Source organism: Barrientosiimonas endolithica (genome assembly GCF_030296655.1).
Classification (GTDB): Bacteria; Actinomycetota; Actinomycetes; order Actinomycetales; family Dermatophilaceae; genus Barrientosiimonas; species Barrientosiimonas humi.
In genome coordinates, this window is record NZ_AP027735.1 from 3043445 (window position 1) to 3062622 (window position 19178).

The following is a 19178-nucleotide window of genomic DNA, read 5'->3' on the forward strand; positions in this document are numbered from 1 at the left end:
AGCGGTCCCCCGCTCCGGTCCCGCCGCGGGTGAGGATCGGCGCATGCCTCTCGCCCCCGGCCTGCGCGTCGCCGCCGCCGTCGCCGTCTGCTGCGCGGTGCTCACCGGCTGCAGCGAGGACGCCGCGCCCCGGTCGAGCGCCACCTCCCCCGACGCCCCGGTGCTGCAACCCGGGCGGCCCGGGCAGGACAACCAGACGCTCACCGGCACCCGCGCCGTGCCGAGCCCGAGCGCCAAGGCCAGCCCCGCCGACGTGCGCTTCGTGCAGAACATGATCGTCCACCACGCGCAGGCGCTCACCATGGTGGACATCGCGTTCGGCGGGCTCACCGACGGCCAGGTGCGCTCGCTCGCGTCGCGCATCCGGGCCGAGCAGGGGCCGGAGATCGGCTACATGAAGCGCTGGCTGGAGAAGCAGGGCCAGCGGGTGCCACCGCAGGCGACCAACACCCGGATGGCCGGCGGCCACGACCCGTCGATGCCCGGGATGGCCTCCAAGCAGCAGCTGCTCACCCTGCAGAACGCCTCGGGCCCGGCCAAGGACCGCACGTTCCTCAACCTGATGATCACCCACCACCAGGGCGCGATCTCGATGGCGCTGCTGCGCGACAAGTCCGGCGGCACCGACGTCGACATCGAGAAGCTCGGCGGCGACATCCGCTCCAGCCAGGGCAGCCAGATCACCCGCATGGAGAAGCTGCGCGCGGGCCTTCCCGCCGCCTGACCAGGCCCGGCCCGCGCTCCCGGCGAGCGCGCTCGGGGCGGCGTGGAGGTCGTACACTCGAACACCGAACAGGGCTCCGCGTGGCTGTGAGGTGGGACAGCACGCACCGCCTCGTCCTCCCCGGAGAGCCCGTGTCGCAATATCGCTCCTTGTTCGGCCTGACCGGCCTGACGTACGTCGTCGTCGCCTTCCTCGGTCGCATCCCCCTGGCCATGAGCCAGCTCGGCGTCATGCTGCTGGTCGCCGACGACACCGGCAGCTACGGCGCGGGCGGCGCGTGCGCGGGTGCCCTCGCGGTCGCCAACGCGGTCGCGGCCCCGTGGTGGGGCAACCGGGCCGACCGGTTCGGGCAGCGCCCGGTCGTGCTGATCCAGTCGCTCGCCGCGGCGACCGGGCTGCTCGTGGTGCTGGCGCTGGTGCCGACCGACCTGGCCTGGGGCTGGGTCGCGGTGGCGGCGACGGTCGCCGGGTTCTTCCTGCCGCAGGTCGGTCCGCTCGCGCGGGTGCGCTGGCGCCCGGTCGCCGAGCGGGCTGGCGCCCCGAGCAAGCTCGTCGACACGGCGTTCTCCTACGAGGGCGCAGCCGACGAGGCGGCCTTCGTGCTCGGCCCGGCCCTGGTCGGGGTGCTCGCGCTGCTCGGGCCGTCGGTCGCGCTGTTCGTCGCGGCCGCGATGCTGGCGGTGTTCGGCACCTGGTTCGCGCTGCACGAGACGGCGCGCATCACCTTCCAGGCGCCCGAGGACGAGGGCACCAGCACCGCACGGCTGCTGACGCCCGCCCTGCAGGTGCTGTGCCTGGCGCAGCTGGCGATCGGCAGCGTCTTCGGCTCGGTGCAGAACGGCACGAGCGTGCTCGCCACCGCCGCCGGCCAGCCGGGGCTGACCGGCCTGTTCCACGCGCTGCTCGGCATCGGCAGCGTGATCGCCGGACTGTCGCTGACCGTGCTCCCGGCCCGCTGGAGCCTGCCGGCGCGGCTGCGCTGGTTCGCGCTGGCGTTCGTGCTGCTCGCCCTGCCGCTGCTGCTCGTCGACTCGCTCGCCCAGCTGGCCCCGGTCCTGCTGGTGCTGGGCCTCAGCGTCGCGCCGTACATGATCACCACGTTCACCCTCGGCGAGCGGGTGACGGCCCCGAGCCGCACCGGCGCGGCCATGACGCTGCTCGCGGGTGCCACCGGTCTCGGGTACGCCGTCGGCGCCGCCGTCGCCGGTCGTCTCGCCGACCACGGCGGCCACACCCCCGCCTTCGCCGTCACGATCTGCGCCGGCGCGCTGATGCTGCTGACCGCGTGGCTCGGCGGCCCGGTCCTGCAGCGCGGCCAGCGCCCCCGCACCCTCGTCGACGCGGACTGACCTCAACGGACTGAACGGACACGTCTCGGCGACGATGCCGGCGGGCCGGAGCGCAGCGACGGGCCGAACACGTCTCGGCGACGATGCCGACGGGCCGGAGCGCAGCGACGGGCCGAACACGTCTCGGCGACGATGCCGGCGGGCCGGAGCGCAGCGACAGGCCGCCGGAGGAGGAGCAGAGACAAAGGGGGCGAGAGCGGAGACCGACGGAGCAGAAGCCGAGACCAATACAGTGTCGATATGACTGCGCGCAGCTTCCTTCGCTCCCCCGCCGGCAAGAACCTCACCTCGGCCGCGATCGCCGGGGTCGTGACCTACCTGCGGCCGGCGCGGGTGCCGACGTGGGCGCGGCGCAGCCTGCTGGCGACCAACACCGCGGGCACGGGCACGGCGATGCTGCTCGGCACCGACGCCAAGGCAGGTTCGGCCGCGCCGCTCGCCGGGAAGCTCGGCTCCAAGGCCGGCCCGGTCGAGGGCGTCGCGGGCGCGCTCACCGCGGTGACCGCGGGCGTCGGGCTGCTCACGTCCAAGCCGGGCCTGAAGCTCGACGCGAAGGTCGAGCAGATGCTGCTGAACCGCGGCGTCCGCCGCCCGCGCCTGCTCATGGCCGTCGGCGCCGTGGGCGTGGTGTACGTCATCGGCGTGGTCACCGAGCGCGCCGCCCAGGCGGCCGAGAAGAAGGCGGCCGAGCTGCAGAACGACGAGCGCGCCCAGCTGCCGCGCACCTCCTGAGGCTCTCAGCCCCGCCAGACCAGCAGGAACGCCGCGACCAGGCCGAGCGCGAACGAGACGTAGGCGTACGGCTTGCTCGTGCGCACCACCACGTCGGCGACCTCGCCGCTGGCGCCCACGTCGGTGAGGCGCTGCTGCACGCTGCGGCGCACCTGCACCCGCCGCTGCCGGCCGGCCGACGCGTCGCGTCCGCTGGCGATGCTGCCGAGCGGCACGATCAGCGCGATCACGAGCAGCAGCAACGGGATCCGCACGGCGTCCAGACCCCACTGCGCCTGCGCGAGCGCCGCGGCGGCGATCAGCAGCACCCCGGTCAGCGCCACCGCCGTCTGCCAGGTCAGGGTCACGACCCGCGCCCGACGCGGGCTGCCCTTGGCGGCGACGACCAGCCGCTGGAGGTACTTCGCGCGCAGCGTGCGGCGCATCCACCAGACCCACAGGCCGGCGAGCACGAGCACGACGGGCACGAGCCAGGTCCGCATGCGGGGACCCTATCGAGACCGCTCTAGGCTCACGGGATGGAGCCGTTGGACGCCCTGCGCCGGATCGCCTTCCTGCTGGAGCGCTCCCGGGCCGGGACCTATCGCGTCAAGGCGTTCCGCACCGCTGCCGACACGGTCGTCAAGACACCGCGCGAGGAGCTCGAGTCTCGTTCTGCCGCAGGCACGCTCAGCGACCTGCCGGGCATCGGCAAGGCGACCGAGAAGGTCATCCGCGAGGCGCTCGCGGGCCAGACGCCGACGTACCTCGTCGAGCTCGAGGAGGCCGCGCCCGAGCACCTCACCGAGGGTGGTCTGGCCTATCGCGAGGCGCTGCGCGGCGACTGCCACTGCCACTCCGACTGGAGCGACGGCGGATCCCCGATCCAGGAGATGGTGGCGACCGCGATGGAGCTGGGCCACGAGTACCTCGTGCTCACCGACCACTCCCCCGGCTGCGCATCGCCAACGGCCTGTCCAAGGAGCGCCTCGGCAAGCAGCTGCAGGTGATCGACACGATCAACGCCCACGTCGACGGGTTCACCCTGCTCAAGGGCATCGAGGTCGACATCCTCGACGACGGCGCGCTCGACCAGACCGAGGCGATGCTGCAGCGGCTCGACCTGCGGGTCGCGTCGGTGCACTCCAAGCTCAAGATGGGCCCGCAGGCGATGACCCGCCGGATGGTGACGGCCGTGAGCAACCCGTTGGTCAACGTGCTCGGTCACTGCACCGGGCGGCTGATCGAGGGCGACCGCGGCAAGCGTCCGCAGTCGCAGTTCGACGCGCGGGCGGTCTTCGAGGCGTGCGCCGAGCACGGCACCGCCGTCGAGATCAACAGCCGGCCGGAGCGTACGGACCCGCCGGACGACCTGCTCACGCTCGCCCTGGAGATCGGTTGCCTGTTCTCGATCGACAGCGACGCGCACGCCCCCGGGCAGCTGGACTTCGTGCAGTACGGCTGCGCGCGGGCCGAGCGTCTGGGGGTCCCGATCGAGCGCATCGTCGACACCTGGGAGCGCGACAAGCTGCTGTCCTGGGCCGCCGGAGAGTGAGCCGCGCACCTCGTTTTGGTGGTTGCGCCGGGCACCCCCTATGCTTGCCGAGTCCTCGACGGATCCGAGTTTCGCTTGGCGGGTTGGGACCTTTCGAACAGGACAGGTCCCCATCGTCTAGCGGCCTAGGACCCCGCCCTTTCACGGCGGTAGCACGGGTTCGAATCCCGTTGGGGATACACGCAAGAAGGCCTTGCAACCAAGGCCCCGTAGCGCAGTTGGTTAGCGCGCCGCCCTGTCACGGCGGAGGTCGCGGGTTCGAGTCCCGTCGGGGTCGCCAGCACTACCTGGCCAGGTAGCTCAGTTGGTAGAGCGAGCGACTGAAAATCGCTAGGTCGGCGGTTCGACCCCGTCCCTGGCCACCACCCACGACGGGCCGCGACCACTCCGGTCGCGGCCCGTCGTCGCTCCCGCCCCCGGCCAGGGGGCACACAGGTTCACGCCCCACAATGACGCGCGTGAAAACAGCGGCACGCCCCCTCACAGTCTTCTTCGTCCTCCTCGGCCTGCTCGGTCTCGGGGTCGCGAACGCGCCCAGCGCGTCGGCCCACGACCGGTTGCTGCGGTCGACCCCCGCGGACGGTGCGACGGTCAGCGCCCCGGACACGGTCGGGCTGACGTTCAACGCCGAGATCGTCCCCGCGGGCTCGCGCATCCAGGTCACCGGCCCCGACGGGCAGCAGGTCACCTCCGGCGACGTCAGCATCGACGGCGTCTCGGCGAGCCAGGCGGTCGACATCAGCGCCCCCGGCCGCTACGCCGTGACCTGGCGGGTGACCTCCAGCGACGGGCACCCGATCTCGGGCAACTTCGCGTTCACCGTCGAGGGCGGCGCGTCGCAGACCGGCACCGAGACCGGCACCGCGCCGGCGACGGGCGGCTCGGGCACCGAGACCGGGACCGCCACCGAGGCCCCGACCAACGAGACGGCCGAGAGCCAGCCCGGCTTCGAGGCGAGCAGCAGCACCCCGCCCGCCACGCCGAGCGAGCAGGTCGACACCAACGCCACGAACAACCAGCCCTGGCTCATCGTCGGGCTCGGTGTGCTGGCGCTGCTCGTCATCCTCGGCGGCGGCTGGTACGCCCGCGGCCGGGTCCGCGACGACGCCTGAGCAAACACCCCTTCCCACCAGGGATGGCGCGGACTCCGCGCCATCCCTGGTGCCGTCTCCGGCACCGTTTCCGGCACGGTCGGCGGGGCGGCTCGCGGCATCCGGACCGATGCCCGAGCACGGCTCCGACTGAGGTACCGTTTGTCCCACGACAGAACTGAGGATCCCCGAGAGCCGTGGGTGACGACGACGCAGCACTTGCGCCGCCGTTGCTTGCCGTTCTGGGCAAACACAGAGGGGGTCACGCCATGGGGCGCGGCCGGGCGAAGGCAAAGCAGACCAAGGTGGCCCGGGAGCTGAAGTACTTCTCTCCCGACACCGACCTGAGCGCACTCGAGCGCGAGCTGCGCTCAGGCAACTCGTCGCACCAAGCCGACGAGCCGCGAGGCGGCGATCAGGGTGAGCCTGACGACGACTACGCCGACTACGAGAAGTGGGCCTCGGGCGACCGCTGAGCGGACTCCCCGGCCCGGCAGTCAGTCGGCGAGCGGGTGCTCACCCACCAGCTGACATCCGCCGCCGACGCTGCCCTTGGCACCGCTGACCACCTCGACGCCAGGCTCAGCCGCCGCCGGGTCGATCACCTCGCCGAGCACCCACGCCGGCAGGCCGAGACCAGCACAGACCTCCAGGGCCGTGTCCGCCTGCTCCGCGGGCAGCACGGCGCAGAAGCCCACGCCCATGTTGAGCGTGCGCTCCAGGTCGGTCACGGGCACCGACCCCACCTGGCGGATCACCTCGAAGATCGCCGGTGGCGTCCAGCTGGCGCGGTCGACCCGCGCGAGCGTCCCGGCCGGGAGCACCCGCGCGAGGTTGGCGGCGAGCCCGCCGCCGGTGACGTGCGACAGCGCGTGCACGTCGATGCCCTCGGTGCGGATCAGCTGCAGCAGGTCGGCGGTGTAGACGCGCGTCGGCGTGAGCAGCGCCTCGCCCAGCGTGCTGCCGAGCTCGGGCACGTCGCGGTCCAGCGCCCACCCGGCGCGGTCGAACACCGCACGGGCCAGCGAGTATCCGTTGGAGTGCAGGCCCGAGGCCGCGAGCCCCAGCACCACGTCACCGACCTGCACCCGCTCGGGCAGCAGCAGGTCCGTGCGCTCGACGACGCCCGTGGCGGCGCCCGCGACGTCGTACTCGTCCTCGGCGAGCAGCCCCGGGTGCTCGGCCGTCTCGCCGCCGATCAGCGCGACGCCGGCCTGCTCGCAGGCGGCGGCGATGCCGGAGACGATCGCGGCGACCCGCTCGGGCACGACCTTGCCGGTGGCGATGTAGTCGGTCATGAACAGCGGCTCGGCGCCGCAGCAGACGATGTCGTCGACGACCATGCCGACCAGGTCGAAACCGATCGTGTCGTGCCGGTCCATCGCCTGCGCGATGGCGACCTTGGTGCCGACGCCGTCGGTCGAGGTGGCCAGCACCGGGCTGCGCATCCCGGCCAGCAGCGAGGCGTCGAACAGCCCGGCGAACCCGCCGAGCCGGCCCATGACCTCGGGGCGCTGCGCCCGGCGGACGGACGCCTTCATCAGCTCGACGGCCTTGTCGCCGGCTTCGACGTCGACGCCCGCGGCGGCGTACGTCATCGGGGAGTCGCTCATCGGGCCTCGCTGTTCGGGGGTGGTCACGGGCGCAGAAGGGCGTTCTCGGCGCCGCCGGCGACGCCCAGCGACACGCCCTCGGCGTCGGGGCGGCGCGGGACCTCGTCCTCGGGACGGTGCCGGATCGAACGGTCGTGGCCGGTGCGGACCTCGACGGGCAGGGTCTCCAGCACGTGCTTGCCGAGGAGTCCTCGTCGGGCAGACCGATCGGGTAGACGCCGTCGAAGCAGGCCGTGCACAGCTGGCTGGGCGGCTGCTCGGTCGCGGCGACCATCCCCTCCTGGGAGATGTAGCCCAACGAGTCGGCCCCGATCGACGCCCGAATACCTTCGGTGTCAAGGCCGTTCGCGATCAGCTCGGCGCGGGTGGCGAAGTCGATGCCGTAGAAGCAGGGCCAGGTCACCGGCGGCGCCGAGATGCGCACGTGGACCTCCTTGGCGCCGGCCTCGCGCAGCATGCGCACCTGGGCACGCTGGGTGTTGCCGCGCACGATCGTGTCGTCGACGACCACCAGCCGCTTGCCGCGGATGGTGTGCTCGAGCGGGTTCAGCTTGAGCCGGATGCCCAGCTGGCGCAGGGTCTGGCTGGGCTGGATGAAGGTGCGCCCGACGTAGGCGTTCTTGACGAAGCCCTGGCCGAACGGGATGCCGCTCTCCTGGGCGTAACCGGTGGCGGCCGGCACGCCCGACTCGGGTACGCCGATCACCAGGTCGGCGTCGACCGGGTGCTCGCGCGCCAGCCGGCGGCCCATGTCGACCCGGGCCTCCTGGACCACCCGGCCGCGGATCACGGCGTCGGGCCGGGCGAGGTAGACGTACTCGAACACGCAGCCCTTGGGCCGCGGCTCGGCGAAGCGGTGGCTGCGCAGGCCGTCCTGGTCGATGGTGATGAGCTCGCCGGGCTCGACCTCGCGCACGACGCTCGCGCCGATGGTCTGCAGCGCGGCCGTCTCGGACGCGACGACCCAGCCGTTCTCGAGCCGGCCCAGCGCCAGCGGGCGCACGCCCTGGGGGTCGCGGGCGGCGTACAGCGTGTGCTCGTCCATGAACACGAAGCAGAAGGCGCCCTTGAGCAGCGGCAGCACCTCGCGCGCGGCGTTCTCGAGGCTGCGGTCGGGGTCGGCGGCGAGCAGCGCGGTGACCAGGGCGGTGTCGCTGGTGCTGCCGCGGCCGAGCTCGCCGGAGTAGCGGCCGTTGGTGCGCTGGTCGACGAGGTCGCGCAGCTCGACGGTGTTGACCAGGTTGCCGTTGTGCGCGAGCGCAACCGTGCCGCCGTCGTGCCCGCCGAGCGTCGGCTGGGCGTTCTCCCAGGTGCTGCCGCCGGTGGTCGAGTAGCGCGTGTGCCCGATCGCGAGGTGCCCGCGCAGCGAGCCCAGGCTCGACTCGTCGAACACCTGGCTGACCAGCCCCATGTCCTTGTAGACCAGGATGCTGCGCCCGTCGCTGGTCGCGATGCCAGCGGATTCTTGACCCCGGTGCTGCAGGGCGTAGAGCCCGAAGTAGGTGAGCTTCGCCACCTCTTCACCGGGGGCCCAGACCCCGAAGACCCCGCAGGCGTCCTGCGGGGACTTCTCGCCGGGCATGAGGTCGTGCGAGAGACGTCCGTCACCAGCCACGGGTCCAGTGTCCCACGTCGGGAGGGATGGTCGAGCCCAGGTGGTGGGGCGGCTGGGCCACGGGCCGCTGGGGCACGGGCCGCTGAAACGCGGTTAGAGCGCTCTGACCGGGTTGCAGCAGAGTCAGGGCGCTATAACCGCGTTTCAGCGCGTACGTCAGCGGCGGCGGGAGCGCTTGTCGAGCGCGAGCGCGATCGCCGTGGCGATCATGACGCCGATGGCCCCGAACAGCACGGCGAACAGACCCATGGCGGTGGCGTCGGAGTAGCTGCCGGACTCGCCGCGCTGGCCGACGTACAGCCCGAGCAGCACACCGATCAGCCCGCCGATGATCATGAACTGCGGGAAGTTGGGCGCGCGCCGCACCGGTCGACGGTTCGTCGGCGGCGGCTGCTCACGGTCTGACACGACGACAACGGTAAGTGGTGCCCGGTATCGCGCCACGCCTAGGGTTCGAGGCATGAAATGGCTCGTTCTGCTGCTGGTCCTGCTGGTGCTGTTCGGTGTGGCGTGGTGGTACGTCCGCGACCCGCGCAAGGGCGCCGGAGGCACGGTAGGGATCCAGGGTGTCGACCGGAAGGGTCGCGTCGAGGCTGCCGCTCCGGAGTCGGAGGCGCCAGCCGGTGAGGTCGAGGCCGGGGAGCCGGCTGCCGCGGGCACCGCTCAGAAGGGCACGTCCGCAGCGGCCGACGAGGCGAAGACGACCGAGACGGTCGAGTCGAAGCCGGCCGACCAGACCGCGGGTGCGAAGGCTGACGCGGCGAAGGCCGACGCGGCGAAGGCCGACGCGGCTGAGCCGGCCGAGGGGACGACGGGCGGCAAGGCGGCGGCTGCCGCGGCTGGTGCAGGTGCGGCCGGTGCAGGTGCGGCCGCGGTCGCGGGCGCCTCGGAGGGTGAGCCCACGCCGGCGAAGACCGACGAGCCGCAGGAGGCTGCGGCCGGAGGCGCTGACGACTGGGACGCCGCGCCGCCCGCGCTCGACGACAACAAGACCGCCGAGGCCAAGAGCGAGCCCAAGGGCGAACCCGCCCCCGCCGCTGGCGGCGACGACTGGGACGCCACCCCGCCCGCGCTCGACGACAACAAGGCGGCCGAGAGCAAGAGCGAGCCGGCCGCAGAAGCACGTCCGACTGAGACCGACACGACGGAAGCCCCGGCCGCAGCACCCGCCGCTGGCGGCGACGACTGGGACGCTCCCCGCCCGCGCTCGACGACAACAAGGCCGGCGAGACCAAGAGCGAGCCCAAGGGCGAGCCCGCCCCCGCCGCAGGCGGCGACGACTGGGACGCCGCGCCGCCCGCGCTGGACGACAACAAGGCCGGCGAGACCACGACCGAGCCGGCCACCGAGGCACGTCCGACTGAGACGGACCGCACTGACGCCGAGGCCGCCACGGGCACCGAGACCGCGCGTCCGACTCAGCCGGACACGACGGCTCCCGCCGCGGCACCGGCAGCGTCCGCTGGCGACGACTGGGGCACCCCGCCCCCGCCGCTGGACGACAGCACCCCGGCCAGCACCACGACCGAGCCGGCCACCGAGGCACGTCCGACTGAGACGGACAGCACCGACGCCGGGGCCGACACAGGCACCGAGACCGCGCGTCCGACTGAGACGGACACGACGGCTCCCGCCGCGGCACCCGCAGCCTCCGGGGGCGACGACTGGGGCACCCCGCCCCCGCCGCTGGACGACAGCACCCCCGCCGCCACCACGACCGAGCCGGCCACCGAAGCGCGTCCGAATCAGACGGACACGACCGACGCTGGCGCAGCTCCGGCAGAGCAGACCGAGCGTCCGACTGGTTCGGACGCCGGCGACGCTGAGGCCACCAGCACCAAGGCCGACACCGCGGCCGAGCGTCCGACTGAGACGGACACGACGGCTCCCGCCGCGGCACCGGCAGCGTCCGGGGGCGACGACTGGGGCACCCCGCCCCCGCCGCTGGACGACAGCACCACGACCGAGGCGCGTCCGACTGAGACGGACACCTCCGCCGAGGCGGGTGCTGCCACCGAGCCCGCGCGTCCGACCGAGTCGGACAGCACCGACGCGGCGGCCCCTCCGGCCGACCAGGCCGCACGTCCGACTGAGTCGGACAGCAGCGGCGGGGCGGCCTCGGCAGGTGCCGAGGGCGCGCGTCCGGCTGAGACGGACACCGGCGCCGAGGCGGCTGCTGGCACCGAGACCGCACGTCCGACCGATTCGGACAGGACGGCCGAGGCCACCGAGCCCACCGGGGTCGCGCGGGACGAGGCACCCGCAGCGCCCGCGGCCCCGGCGGCGAAGGGCGGCGACGACTGGTCCACGCCGCCGCTCCCGCTGGACGAGGCCGACGCGCAGCCCGCAGCTGCGTCGTCGCCCGCAGCTGCGTCGTCGCCCGCGGCTGAGTCCGCCGCAGCACCGACGACGGACCGGCAGAACACCGCCGGGACGGCCGAATCGGGCGCCTCCGAGGCCGCTGTGCCGGTCGGCCGCCAGGACGACGCCACGCCGGATTCCGCCTCGGCGCCGGCCGCCGCGCCCGCCGCCGCGCCGGAGGGCTTCACCGAGGGCCCGTTCGACGGGTCGGTGCTGCCTGCCGACGACGGCTCGGGGCCCGAGGGCTGGATCAAGGGCAACGCCGACTCGATGGTGTTCCACGGCCCCGGCTCCCCGGGTTACGAGGCCACCGAGGCCGAGGTCTGGTTCGCCAGCGAGGACGCGGCCAGGGGCGCGGGTTTCCAGCACTGGGACGCCGGCCGCCGCTGACCACCCCGCGCGGCCGACAGACCGGCCGCAGCAACCACAGCCAGCAGGCCCCCTGACCCGCCCGGGTCAGGGGGCCTGCTGGCGTCCCGCTCAGTTGGGTCGACGCGCGGGTGACCCGCCCAGACCCACGCTGCGCGCCCCGAGGCGCACCCGGCAGAACCTGCCGCGGCGCTCAGCGCCAGCGGGGCAGCACCTCGGACGCCACGCGCTCGAGCACGCCCTCGTCACCGGCGTACGGCTCGCTCGGCCGCGGCCAGTGCGCCACGAGGTCGGTGAAGCCGAGCTCGGCCGCGCGCCCGACGTGGTCCTCGAAGCGGTCGACGCTGCCGAGGGCGTACGACGCGATGTCGAGGTTGAGGTAGCGGCCGAAGCCCGCGGGGTCGCGCCCGGCGGCGGCGAGCGCTGCGTCCATCCGTTGGCCGAGGTCGCGCAGGCTCGCCCACCACTCGTCCTCGGTGTCGCCCTTGCGGCCGTACGTCATCCAGCCCTCGCCCTTGCTCGCCGCCAGGCGCAGGCCGCGCGGCCCGTTGGCGGCGACGACGAGCGGCACCCGATCGCCGACCGGCCCGGGCAGGGTGCGCGCGTCGACGGCCGAGAAATAGTCGCCGTCGGCGAAGACGTGGTCCTCGCGGCGCATCCGGTCGAACAGGTCGACCCACTCGACGAAGCGGTCCATCCGCTCGCGCATCGTGAGGTCGGGGCCGCCGAGCAGCCGCGCATCGAGGTCGCCGCCGGAGCCGACCCCGCAGACGAACCGGCCGCCGGAGACGTCGTCGAGCGACAGCACGTCCCGCATGAAGGTGACCGGGTGGCGGAAGTTCGGCGAGGTCACGAACGTGCCGAGTCCGATGCGCGAGGTGATCAGCGCCGCGGCGGTCAGCGTCGGGGTGGTGCCGAACCACGGCGAGTCGGGCAGCCCCGCCCACACGAGGTGGTCGTAGGTCCAGGCGTGGTCGAAGCCCAGGTCCTCGGCCCGGCGCCACAGCGGCGCGGCCTCGGCCCAGGGCATCTCGGGCAGGATCGCGATGCCGAAACGCATGCTGGCGACCCTAGGCCGAGCCGTCGGCGAGCGGCACCAGCGGCAGGTGGCGGCTGAGGTCGGCCCGTTGCCCGGAAGCACGCACGGCGCCGCTGTCCTCGGCGTCGACCCAGCGCGTCGCGCCCGTGGCGAGGCGCAGCCAGACCTGGGCGTCCATCTCGACGACGTTGGTCGGGGTGCCGCGGGTGTGGCGCGGTCCCTCGATCACCTGGACGGCGCCGTACGGCGGGACGCGCACCTCGACCGAGCGCCCCGGCGCGAGCAGCGACAGCTCCTCCAGCGTGTAGCGCACCGCGGTCGCGACCGTGCTCCGGTCGGCGGCGTCGGGATCGGCGTGCCAGGCCACGACGGCCTCGCGTCCGGCGACGGGATCGATGCGGCGGCGCGGTGGCATGCCGCCATCATTGCGCCCGCGCGGTCCGGGCGCAGCGGCGACCGGGCGCGGCCAGGGTCGGTCGCGGCGAAGGCTGCGCCGTGCGGCGCGCTACCGTCACGGCGTGCCGGACTCCACCAACCTCGAGGTGCGCTGGGACGAGCGCGGCGGGGCGACCGTGGTGCGCGACGGGCATCCGCAGTCGTACGTCGCGCCGGACGACCCGGAGCTGCTGGTCTTCGAGTACGTGCAGCACCTTGCGATCGGGCTTGATCTGTTGCCAGCGGGGCGGATCGGCGTCACCCACGTCGGCGGCGCGGGGCTGACCCTGGCGCGCTACGTCCAGCACGTGCGGCCGGGCTCGGCCCAGATCGTGCTGGAGCCGGACGAGGGACTGACCGAGCTCGTACGCCGGGAGCTGCCTCTCCCGCGCGGTCACCGGATCCGGGTGCGGCCCGTCGACGGCGCGACCGGGCTGGGCGCGCTGAAGGACGCGAGCGCCGACGCCGTGGTCGTGGACGCCTACGACCGGGGCCGGGTGCCCGCCGACCTCACCCACGCCGGCACCGCGGCGGCCTACGCCCGGGTGCTGCGGCCGGGCGGGCTGCTCCTGCTGAACCTCGCCGACGAGCCGGGCCTGCGCTACGTGCGCCGGGTGATCGCCACGCTGCTGGAGGTGCTGCCGCACATGGCGCTGGTCGCGACGCACGAGGTGCTCAAGGGCAAGCGGTTCGGGAATCTTGTTGTGCTGGGGTCGGATTCGCCGTTGGACGAAAACTCTTTGCGACGTCGCGCTGCTGCCGCCGACTTCCCGACCGGGGTGCGCGGGCTGGCCGAGACGCGGCGGCTCGCGCAGGGCGCCACGCCGCTGACGGCACCCGGCGAGGAGTCACCCCAGCCACCGGACGCGAGTCGCTGGCGGCTGCGCTGACCCGGGGTCGGCGGCGAGACGCAGCAGGGTCGGGAAGCCCAGCCCGGCCCAGAAGGCACCCGGGTCGTCGAGCAGCCCGACGCTCGTCAGCCACACGGTCAACGCCATGCCGTGGGTGCCGAGCACGAGCACGCCGTCCGGCTCGGCCGCCGCGAGCCCGTCGTCCACGGTGGCCTGCAGGCGCGCGGCGACCGCTGCGCGCGGCTCCCATCCCGGGTGGTCCACGCCGTCGACGTACGCCCGACGCCGCTCCCGGAACCCGGGGCCGAACGGCTCGTCCCGGTCGACCTCGCGCAGCCGCGCGTCGCGGGAGCAGGTGCGGCCGGCGTACGTCTCGAGGGTCTGCCAGGCCTTCGGCTCGGGGCTCGCGAGCAGCGTCGCGCCGGGCGGCGGCAGGGGGCGCAGCGCCGCGGCGGCGGCCAGCCCGTCGGCGGAGAGGGGCCAGTCGCTCGACGGCACGTCGGGGTCGACCGAGGGCATCGCGTGCCGGAGCCACCAGATCTCCACGCGCCGATCCTGTCGCAGCAGGCGGATCGGCGGGTCAGGATGGGGGCATGAGCTCCGACCCGCTCCGCGACCTGCTCGCCGACCGGCACCTCGCCGTGCTCGCGACGATCCGCCGTGACGGGCGACCGCAGCTGTCGACGGTCGTCTACGTCTACGACCGCGACCGTGACCTCGTGCAGGTCTCGATCACGGACGACCGCGCCAAGACCAAGAACCTGCGGCGCGACCCGCGCGCGACGCTGCACGTGAGCGGCGCCGACGGCTGGTCGTACGTCGTCGCCGAGTGCCGCGCCGAGGTCGGCCCGGTCGCGACCGAGCCCGACGACGAGGCCGTCGAGGAGCTGGTGGACATCTATCGCCGGGCCAGCGGCGAGCATCCGGACTGGGCGGACTACCGCCGCGCGATGGTGGCCGAGCGGCGCGTGCCGCTGCGGCTGTTCGTCGAGCGGCTGCTGGGCACCGCCGGCTAGGCCCGGCTGCCGGAGGATGCTCGGCTGCGGCGCTGCTTGTCCTCGGGCAGCGGCAGCGCCGCGATCGCGCGGATGCGCTCGCTCTCGGTGATGCCATCGCGTGCCGAGGATCGGACGAGGGCGCGCGCCAACCGGATCTTGGAATCCGGCACGGCGTCGAGGGTGTCTCGCGAACAGATCTGACTCATGTCGCCCTCCTTCTACGTCCAGTGTCGCCGATCTGCCGCACGTTCTCCTGCGGCGCCGTGATGAGGTCGATCGCTCGGTCCAATCGCGTCCGCCACTCCACTCGCCCGCTCTGTCGCTGCCCACGCCACACGAAGTACGACGGGACGCCCGCGCCGAGCAACGCACCGATGAAGCTGACCAGCGCCGTCATCACCTCACCCCCTGGAGCGGAAGGCTAGGAGCGAGCACCGACAGCGGCTCGGTAACCTGGAGGCTCACCGCCGCCCGCCCCGTGGAGACCCCAGAGATGGCATCGCCGCACGACCTCGTGCTGACCACGTTCGAGGGCGGCGCCGCGCTCTCCGACTTCCGCGCCGCGGGCCTGCTGGCCCGCATCACCGCCGTCGCCCCGCAGGTGACCGGCCTGAGCGCGCGGTACGTCCACCTCGTCGCGACCGAGCAGCCGCTCGACGACGACGCGCGCGGACGGGTGGAGCAGCTGCTGACGTACGGGCCAGCGGCGGTCGAGTCCGTGGGCGCGGGTCTCGACTCGGCGGGCTCCGCGGCCGACGCGGGCGAGGTGGTCGTCGTGGGGCCGCGGCTGGGCACGGTCTCGCCGTGGGCGTCCAAGGCCACCGACATCCTGCGCAACTGTGGGGTCGAGCTGCGCCGGGTCGAGCGGGTCGTCGAGCATGCCCTCACGCACCCGGCCGGGCAGCCGCTCAGCGCCGATCAGCACGCCGCGGTCGTGTCGCTGCTGCACGACCGGATGACCGAGTCGGTGCTGGCCTCGCGCGACGACGCACGCCACCTGTTCGACGAGCGCGACCCCGAGCCGATGGAGCACGTCGATGTGCTCGCGCGCGGCCGGGCTGCGCTCGAACAGGCCGACCGCGCATACGGATTGGCGCTCTCGGACGACGAGATCGACTACCTCGTCGACGCGTTCACCGGGCTCGGCCGCAACCCGACCGACGTCGAGCTGATGATGTTCGCCCAGGCGAACTCCGAGCACTGCCGGCACAAGATCTTCAACGCCGACTTCGTGCTCGACGGCGAGCCGCAGACGGCGAGCCTGTTCGGGATGATCCGGCACACGGAGAAGGTCGCCGGTCAGGGCACGGTCGTCGCCTACAAGGACAACGCCTCGATCATGGAGGGCGGCACGATCACCCGGTTCGCGCCCGAATCCCCTGACGGGCCAACGCGATACGCCCCGCGCGAGACTCCGGCGCACGTGCTGATGAAGGTCGAGACGCACAACCACCCGACCGCGATCAGCCCCTTCCCCGGCGCCGCGACGGGCGCCGGCGGCGAGATCCGCGACGAGGGCGCGACCGGCCGTGGCTCGCAGCCCAAGGCCGGACTCACCGCCTTCGCCGTGTCCAACCTGCACCTGCCCGGCACCGACGAGCCGTGGGAGCGGGAGACGTACGGCCGGCCCGACCACATCGCCGCCCCGCTCGACATCATGGTCGAGGGGCCGATCGGCGCCGCCGCGTTCAACAACGAGTTCGGCCGCCCGGGCCTCGGCGGGTTCTTCCGCGTCTACGAGCAGACCGTCGACGGCGTGCGCCGCGGCTTCCACAAGCCGATCATGAGCGCCGGCGGGCTCGGCTCGATCGACGCCGACCAGACCGAGAAGGTCCGCTTCCCCGACGGCACGCTGCTCGTCCAGCTCGGCGGCCCGGGCATGCGCATCGGCATGGGTGGCGGCGCCGCCTCGTCGATGGCCTCCGGCGCCAACGCGGCCGACCTCGACTTCGACTCGGTGCAGCGCGGCAACCCCGAGATCGAGCGGCGCGCGCAGGAGGTCATCAACCACTGCTGGGGCCTCGGCGCCGACAACCCCATCCTCGCGATCCACGACGTCGGCGCGGGCGGCCTGTCCAACGCCTTCCCCGAGCTGGTCGACGACACCGGCCTCGGCGCGCGTTTCGACCTGTCGGCGGTGCCGCTGGAGGAGACCGGGCTCGCGCCGAAGGAGATCTGGTGCAACGAGAGCCAGGAGCGTTACGTCCTGGCGATCGCGCCGGAGTCGCTCGACCGGTTCGCCGCGCTCGCCCGGCGCGAGCGCTGCCCCTACGCCGTCGTCGGCGTCGCGCGCGGCGACGGGCGGCTGCTGCTCGACGAGGCGGGTCTCGACTCGCCCTCCGCCGGCGCTCCGGCCTCCTCGACCAGCGTGGACGCCGCGGTCGACATGCCGATGGAGGTGCTGCTCGGCAAGCCGCCGCGGATGACGCGCGACGACCAGCACGTACGCCGGTCGACCCCGAGCTCGACACGTCGGCTCTCGACGTGCGGGCTGCCGCCCTGGACGTGCTGCGCCACCCGACCGTGGCGTCGAAGCGATTCCTGGTGACCATCGCCGACCGCACGGTCGGCGGCCTGACCCACCGCGACCAGATGGTCGGGCCGTGGCAGGTGCCGGTGGCCGACGTCGCGGTCACCCTCTCCGACCTGCACGGCCTCGCCGGGCAGGCGATGGCGACCGGTGAGCGGATGCCGCTGGCGGCGGTCGACGCCCCCGCCTCGGGCCGGATGGCGGTCGCCGAGGCGATCACCAACCTGCTGGCCGCGCCGATCGACCTGCCGCGCGTGAAGCTGTCGTGCAACTGGATGGCCGCGGCCGGGGAGCCGGGTGAGGACGCCGCGCTCTACGACACGGTGCAGGCGGTCGCGATGGAGCTGTGCCCGGCGCTCGGCGTCAGCGTGCCCGTCGGCAAGGACTCGCTGTCGATGCGCACCCGCTGGGGCTCGGGCGACCAGCAGCGACAGGTGATCTCGCCGGTCTCGCTCGTGGTCACGGCGTTCGCGTCGCTGCCCGACGTGACCGGCACGCTCACGCCGCAGCTGCGCGGCGACAGCGCCCTGGTGCTGGTCGACCTCGGCGCCGGGGCCGACCGGCTGGGCGGCTCGGTGCTCGCCCAGACGCGGGAGGAGTTCGGAGGGGCCGTGCCCGACCTCGACGACCCCGCGCGCCTCGTCGCCCTGGTCGACGCCGTCAACACCCTGCGCGACCAGGACCTGGTCACCGCCTTCCACGACCGCTCCGACGGTGGGCTGTGGGCCGCGGCGTGCGAGATGGCGTTCGCCGGCGGCGCCGGCCTCGACCTCGAGACGCCCACTCCCGCAAGCCTTTTCGCCGAAGAGCTGGGGGTGCTGCTCGAGGTCCCGCGAGAGCGTCTCGACGCCGCGACGTCAGTCCTCGCCGACGCCGGGCTCGGCGACCTCACGCGCGTGGTCGGCAGTCCCAACGAGGACCGTCGCATCCGGGTCTCGGTCGACGGCGAGCAGGTGGTCGACGAGGCGCTGCCCGACCTCATGCAGGTCTGGGACGAGGTGTCGTGGCGGATCAGCCGGCTGCGCGACAACCCCGCGACCGCCGACGAGGAGCACGCCTCGGTGGGCGCCGAGGCGCCGGCCCTGGTCGTCTCCCCCACGTTCGACCCCACCGACGACGTCGCCGCTGCGTTCCTCAACGTCGGCGCCCGACCGCGGGTCGCCGTGCTGCGCGAGCAGGGCGTCAACTCCCACGTCGAGACGGCGTACGCCTTCCACCGGGCCGGTTTCGACGCGTTCGACGTGCACATGACCGACCTGCAGTCGGGGCGCACCCGGCTCGACGACTTCGCCGGGCTCGTCGCGGCCGGCGGGTTCTCCTACGGCGACACCCTGGGCGCGGGCGAGGGCTGGGCCCGGTCGGTGCTGTTCGACGACCGACTCACCGACCAGTTCGCCGAGTTCTTCGCTCGCCCAGGCACGTTCGGGCTCGGCATCTGCAACGGCTGCCAGATGTTCGCGGCGCTGGCCGACCTCATCCCGGGGGCCGACGCGTGGCCGCGGTTCACCCGCAACACCTCGGAGCAGTACGAAGCTCGCCTGTCCCTCGTCGAGGTGCTGGACAGCCCGTCGCTGTTCACCAGCGGCATGGCCGGCAGCCTGCTGCCGATCGCGGTCGCGCACGGCGAGGGGTTCGCCGACTTCTCGCGGCGGGGCGACCTCGCGACGGTGCAGCGCGTCGCGCGGTTCGTCACGCCCGACGGCCAGGTCGCGACCACCTACCCCGCCAACCCCAACGGCTCCCCCGACGGGCTCACCGCCGTCACGACCCCCGACGGCCGATTCACCGCGATGATGCCGCACCCCGAGCGGGTGCAGCGCAACGCGCAGCTGTCGTGGACCGACGCGCCGATCGGCGACGAGAGCCCGTGGCTGCGGATGTTCCGCAACGCGCGCGCCTTCGTCGGCTGACCGGGGCGCCCCGGAGTGGGGCCTGAG

At 73.7% G+C, this 19178-nt stretch carries 15 protein-coding genes, 3 tRNA genes and 3 pseudogenes; 13 read left to right on the top strand and 8 right to left on the bottom strand.

The genetic code is table 11. The annotated features are described in order from the left end of the window. Positions 1-43 precede the first annotated feature (43 nt). From QUE40_RS15430 to QUE40_RS15440, 3 genes are all read left to right on the top strand, one after another. Positions 44-724, top strand: a complete 681-nt coding sequence (locus QUE40_RS15430; RefSeq protein WP_289231505.1) for a DUF305 domain-containing protein — start codon at positions 44-46, stop codon at positions 722-724. Positions 725-855: 131 nt separating this feature from the next. Further along, a complete protein-coding gene (locus tag QUE40_RS15435; protein WP_289231506.1) occupies positions 856-2073 on the top strand; it encodes an MFS transporter in 1218 nt (405 codons plus the stop codon). Positions 2074-2313: 240 nt separating this feature from the next. Beyond that, the gene (locus tag QUE40_RS15440; protein ID WP_289231507.1) at positions 2314-2805 is read left to right on the top strand and encodes a hypothetical protein; all 492 of its coding nucleotides are present in this window, start codon (positions 2314-2316) and stop codon (positions 2803-2805) included. A 5-nt stretch (positions 2806-2810) separates the two neighbouring features. Here QUE40_RS15440 and QUE40_RS15445 read toward each other — a convergent pair whose 3' ends face one another. Further along, positions 2811-3287: a hypothetical protein gene (locus QUE40_RS15445; RefSeq protein ID WP_142006759.1), complete on the bottom strand. Its 477-nt coding sequence runs from the start codon at positions 3285-3287 to the stop codon at positions 2811-2813. Positions 3288-3323: 36 nt separating this feature from the next. Between QUE40_RS15445 and QUE40_RS15450 the strand changes: the two are divergent. From QUE40_RS15450 to QUE40_RS15475, 6 genes and pseudogenes are all read left to right on the top strand, one after another. Beyond that, positions 3324-4339, top strand: a pseudogene (locus QUE40_RS15450) (PHP domain-containing protein). 106 nt (positions 4340-4445) lie between these two features. Further along, positions 4446-4518 (top strand) — tRNA-Glu (locus tag QUE40_RS15455). A gap of 24 nt (positions 4519-4542) precedes the next feature. Continuing rightward, positions 4543-4619, top strand: a tRNA-Asp gene (locus tag QUE40_RS15460). Between the two features lie 9 nt (positions 4620-4628). Next, positions 4629-4704, top strand: a tRNA-Phe gene (locus QUE40_RS15465). Positions 4705-4797: 93 nt separating this feature from the next. After that, positions 4798-5451 carry a copper resistance CopC family protein gene (locus QUE40_RS15470; RefSeq protein WP_289231508.1) on the top strand — a complete coding sequence of 218 codons (654 nt, stop codon included), beginning with the start codon at positions 4798-4800 and terminating at the stop codon, positions 5449-5451. A 248-nt stretch (positions 5452-5699) separates the two neighbouring features. After that, complete coding sequence (locus tag QUE40_RS15475; protein ID WP_142007609.1) at positions 5700-5906, top strand: DUF3073 domain-containing protein; 207 nt, start codon at positions 5700-5702, stop codon at positions 5904-5906. A 21-nt stretch (positions 5907-5927) separates the two neighbouring features. Here the strand turns inward: QUE40_RS15475 and purM are convergent, their stop codons facing one another. From purM to QUE40_RS15495, 3 genes and pseudogenes are all read right to left on the bottom strand, one after another. Then, on the bottom strand, positions 5928-7043 hold the full coding sequence (gene purM, locus QUE40_RS15480; protein WP_289231509.1) for a phosphoribosylformylglycinamidine cyclo-ligase: 1116 nt from the start codon (positions 7041-7043) through the stop codon (positions 5928-5930). Positions 7044-7066: 23 nt separating this feature from the next. Continuing rightward, positions 7067-8625 (bottom strand): annotated as a pseudogene (purF, locus tag QUE40_RS15490) (amidophosphoribosyltransferase). Positions 8626-8814: 189 nt separating this feature from the next. Continuing rightward, a complete protein-coding gene (locus tag QUE40_RS15495) occupies positions 8815-9066 on the bottom strand; it encodes a hypothetical protein (protein WP_142006764.1) in 252 nt (83 codons plus the stop codon). A gap of 2055 nt (positions 9067-11121) precedes the next feature. Here QUE40_RS15495 and QUE40_RS15500 point away from each other — a divergent pair. Next, complete coding sequence (locus tag QUE40_RS15500; RefSeq protein WP_289231510.1) at positions 11122-11409, top strand: sunset domain-containing protein; 288 nt, start codon at positions 11122-11124, stop codon at positions 11407-11409. A gap of 172 nt (positions 11410-11581) precedes the next feature. Here QUE40_RS15500 and QUE40_RS15505 read toward each other — a convergent pair whose 3' ends face one another. Continuing rightward, positions 11582-12448 carry an LLM class flavin-dependent oxidoreductase gene (locus tag QUE40_RS15505; protein WP_289231511.1) on the bottom strand — a complete coding sequence of 289 codons (867 nt, stop codon included), beginning with the start codon at positions 12446-12448 and terminating at the stop codon, positions 11582-11584. 10 nt (positions 12449-12458) lie between these two features. Continuing rightward, on the bottom strand, positions 12459-12842 hold the full coding sequence (locus tag QUE40_RS15510) for a sterol carrier family protein (RefSeq protein ID WP_289231512.1): 384 nt from the start codon (positions 12840-12842) through the stop codon (positions 12459-12461). A gap of 103 nt (positions 12843-12945) precedes the next feature. Here QUE40_RS15510 and QUE40_RS15515 point away from each other — a divergent pair, with 103 nt between their 5' ends. Continuing rightward, positions 12946-13752: a spermidine synthase gene (locus tag QUE40_RS15515; RefSeq protein ID WP_289231513.1), complete on the top strand. Its 807-nt coding sequence runs from the start codon at positions 12946-12948 to the stop codon at positions 13750-13752. Here QUE40_RS15515 and QUE40_RS15520 read toward each other — a convergent pair. Next, a complete protein-coding gene (locus QUE40_RS15520; RefSeq protein ID WP_289231514.1) occupies positions 13711-14259 on the bottom strand; it encodes a histidine phosphatase family protein in 549 nt (182 codons plus the stop codon). The two genes, QUE40_RS15515 and QUE40_RS15520, sit on opposite strands and share 42 nt — an antisense overlap. A gap of 47 nt (positions 14260-14306) precedes the next feature. Between QUE40_RS15520 and QUE40_RS15525 the strand changes: the two genes are divergently transcribed. Next, positions 14307-14729 (top strand): PPOX class F420-dependent oxidoreductase, encoded by a 423-nt coding sequence (locus tag QUE40_RS15525; RefSeq protein WP_289231515.1) that lies wholly within the window; start codon positions 14307-14309, stop codon positions 14727-14729. On the opposite strand, the gene QUE40_RS15530 is transcribed toward QUE40_RS15525, so the two are convergent. After that, positions 14726-14917 carry a hypothetical protein gene (locus QUE40_RS15530; RefSeq protein WP_289231516.1) on the bottom strand — a complete coding sequence of 64 codons (192 nt, stop codon included), beginning with the start codon at positions 14915-14917 and terminating at the stop codon, positions 14726-14728. The genes QUE40_RS15525 and QUE40_RS15530 overlap by 4 nt on opposite strands. A gap of 287 nt (positions 14918-15204) precedes the next feature. Between QUE40_RS15530 and purL the strand changes: the two are divergent. After that, positions 15205-19151 (top strand): annotated as a pseudogene (gene purL / locus QUE40_RS15535) (phosphoribosylformylglycinamidine synthase). Positions 19152-19178: the final 27 nt, after the last annotated feature.

Excerpts from the sequence above, each read along its gene's own strand:
- QUE40_RS15430 (WP_289231505.1), top strand. The coding sequence starts at position 44 with ATGCCTCTCGCCCCCGGCCTGCGCGTCGCCGCCGCCGTCGCCGTCTGC.
- QUE40_RS15440 (WP_289231507.1), top strand. The coding sequence starts at position 2,314 with ATGACTGCGCGCAGCTTCCTTCGCTCCCCCGCCGGCAAGAACCTCACC.
- QUE40_RS15445 (WP_142006759.1), bottom strand. The coding sequence starts at position 3,287 with ATGCGGACCTGGCTCGTGCCCGTCGTGCTCGTGCTCGCCGGCCTGTGG.
- QUE40_RS15475 (WP_142007609.1), top strand. The coding sequence starts at position 5,700 with ATGGGGCGCGGCCGGGCGAAGGCAAAGCAGACCAAGGTGGCCCGGGAG.
- purM (WP_289231509.1), bottom strand. The coding sequence starts at position 7,043 with ATGAGCGACTCCCCGATGACGTACGCCGCCGCGGGCGTCGACGTCGAA.
- QUE40_RS15505 (WP_289231511.1), bottom strand. The coding sequence starts at position 12,448 with ATGCGTTTCGGCATCGCGATCCTGCCCGAGATGCCCTGGGCCGAGGCC.
- QUE40_RS15510 (WP_289231512.1), bottom strand. The coding sequence starts at position 12,842 with ATGCCACCGCGCCGCCGCATCGATCCCGTCGCCGGACGCGAGGCCGTC.
- QUE40_RS15525 (WP_289231515.1), top strand. The coding sequence starts at position 14,307 with ATGAGCTCCGACCCGCTCCGCGACCTGCTCGCCGACCGGCACCTCGCC.
- QUE40_RS15530 (WP_289231516.1), bottom strand. The coding sequence starts at position 14,917 with ATGAGTCAGATCTGTTCGCGAGACACCCTCGACGCCGTGCCGGATTCC.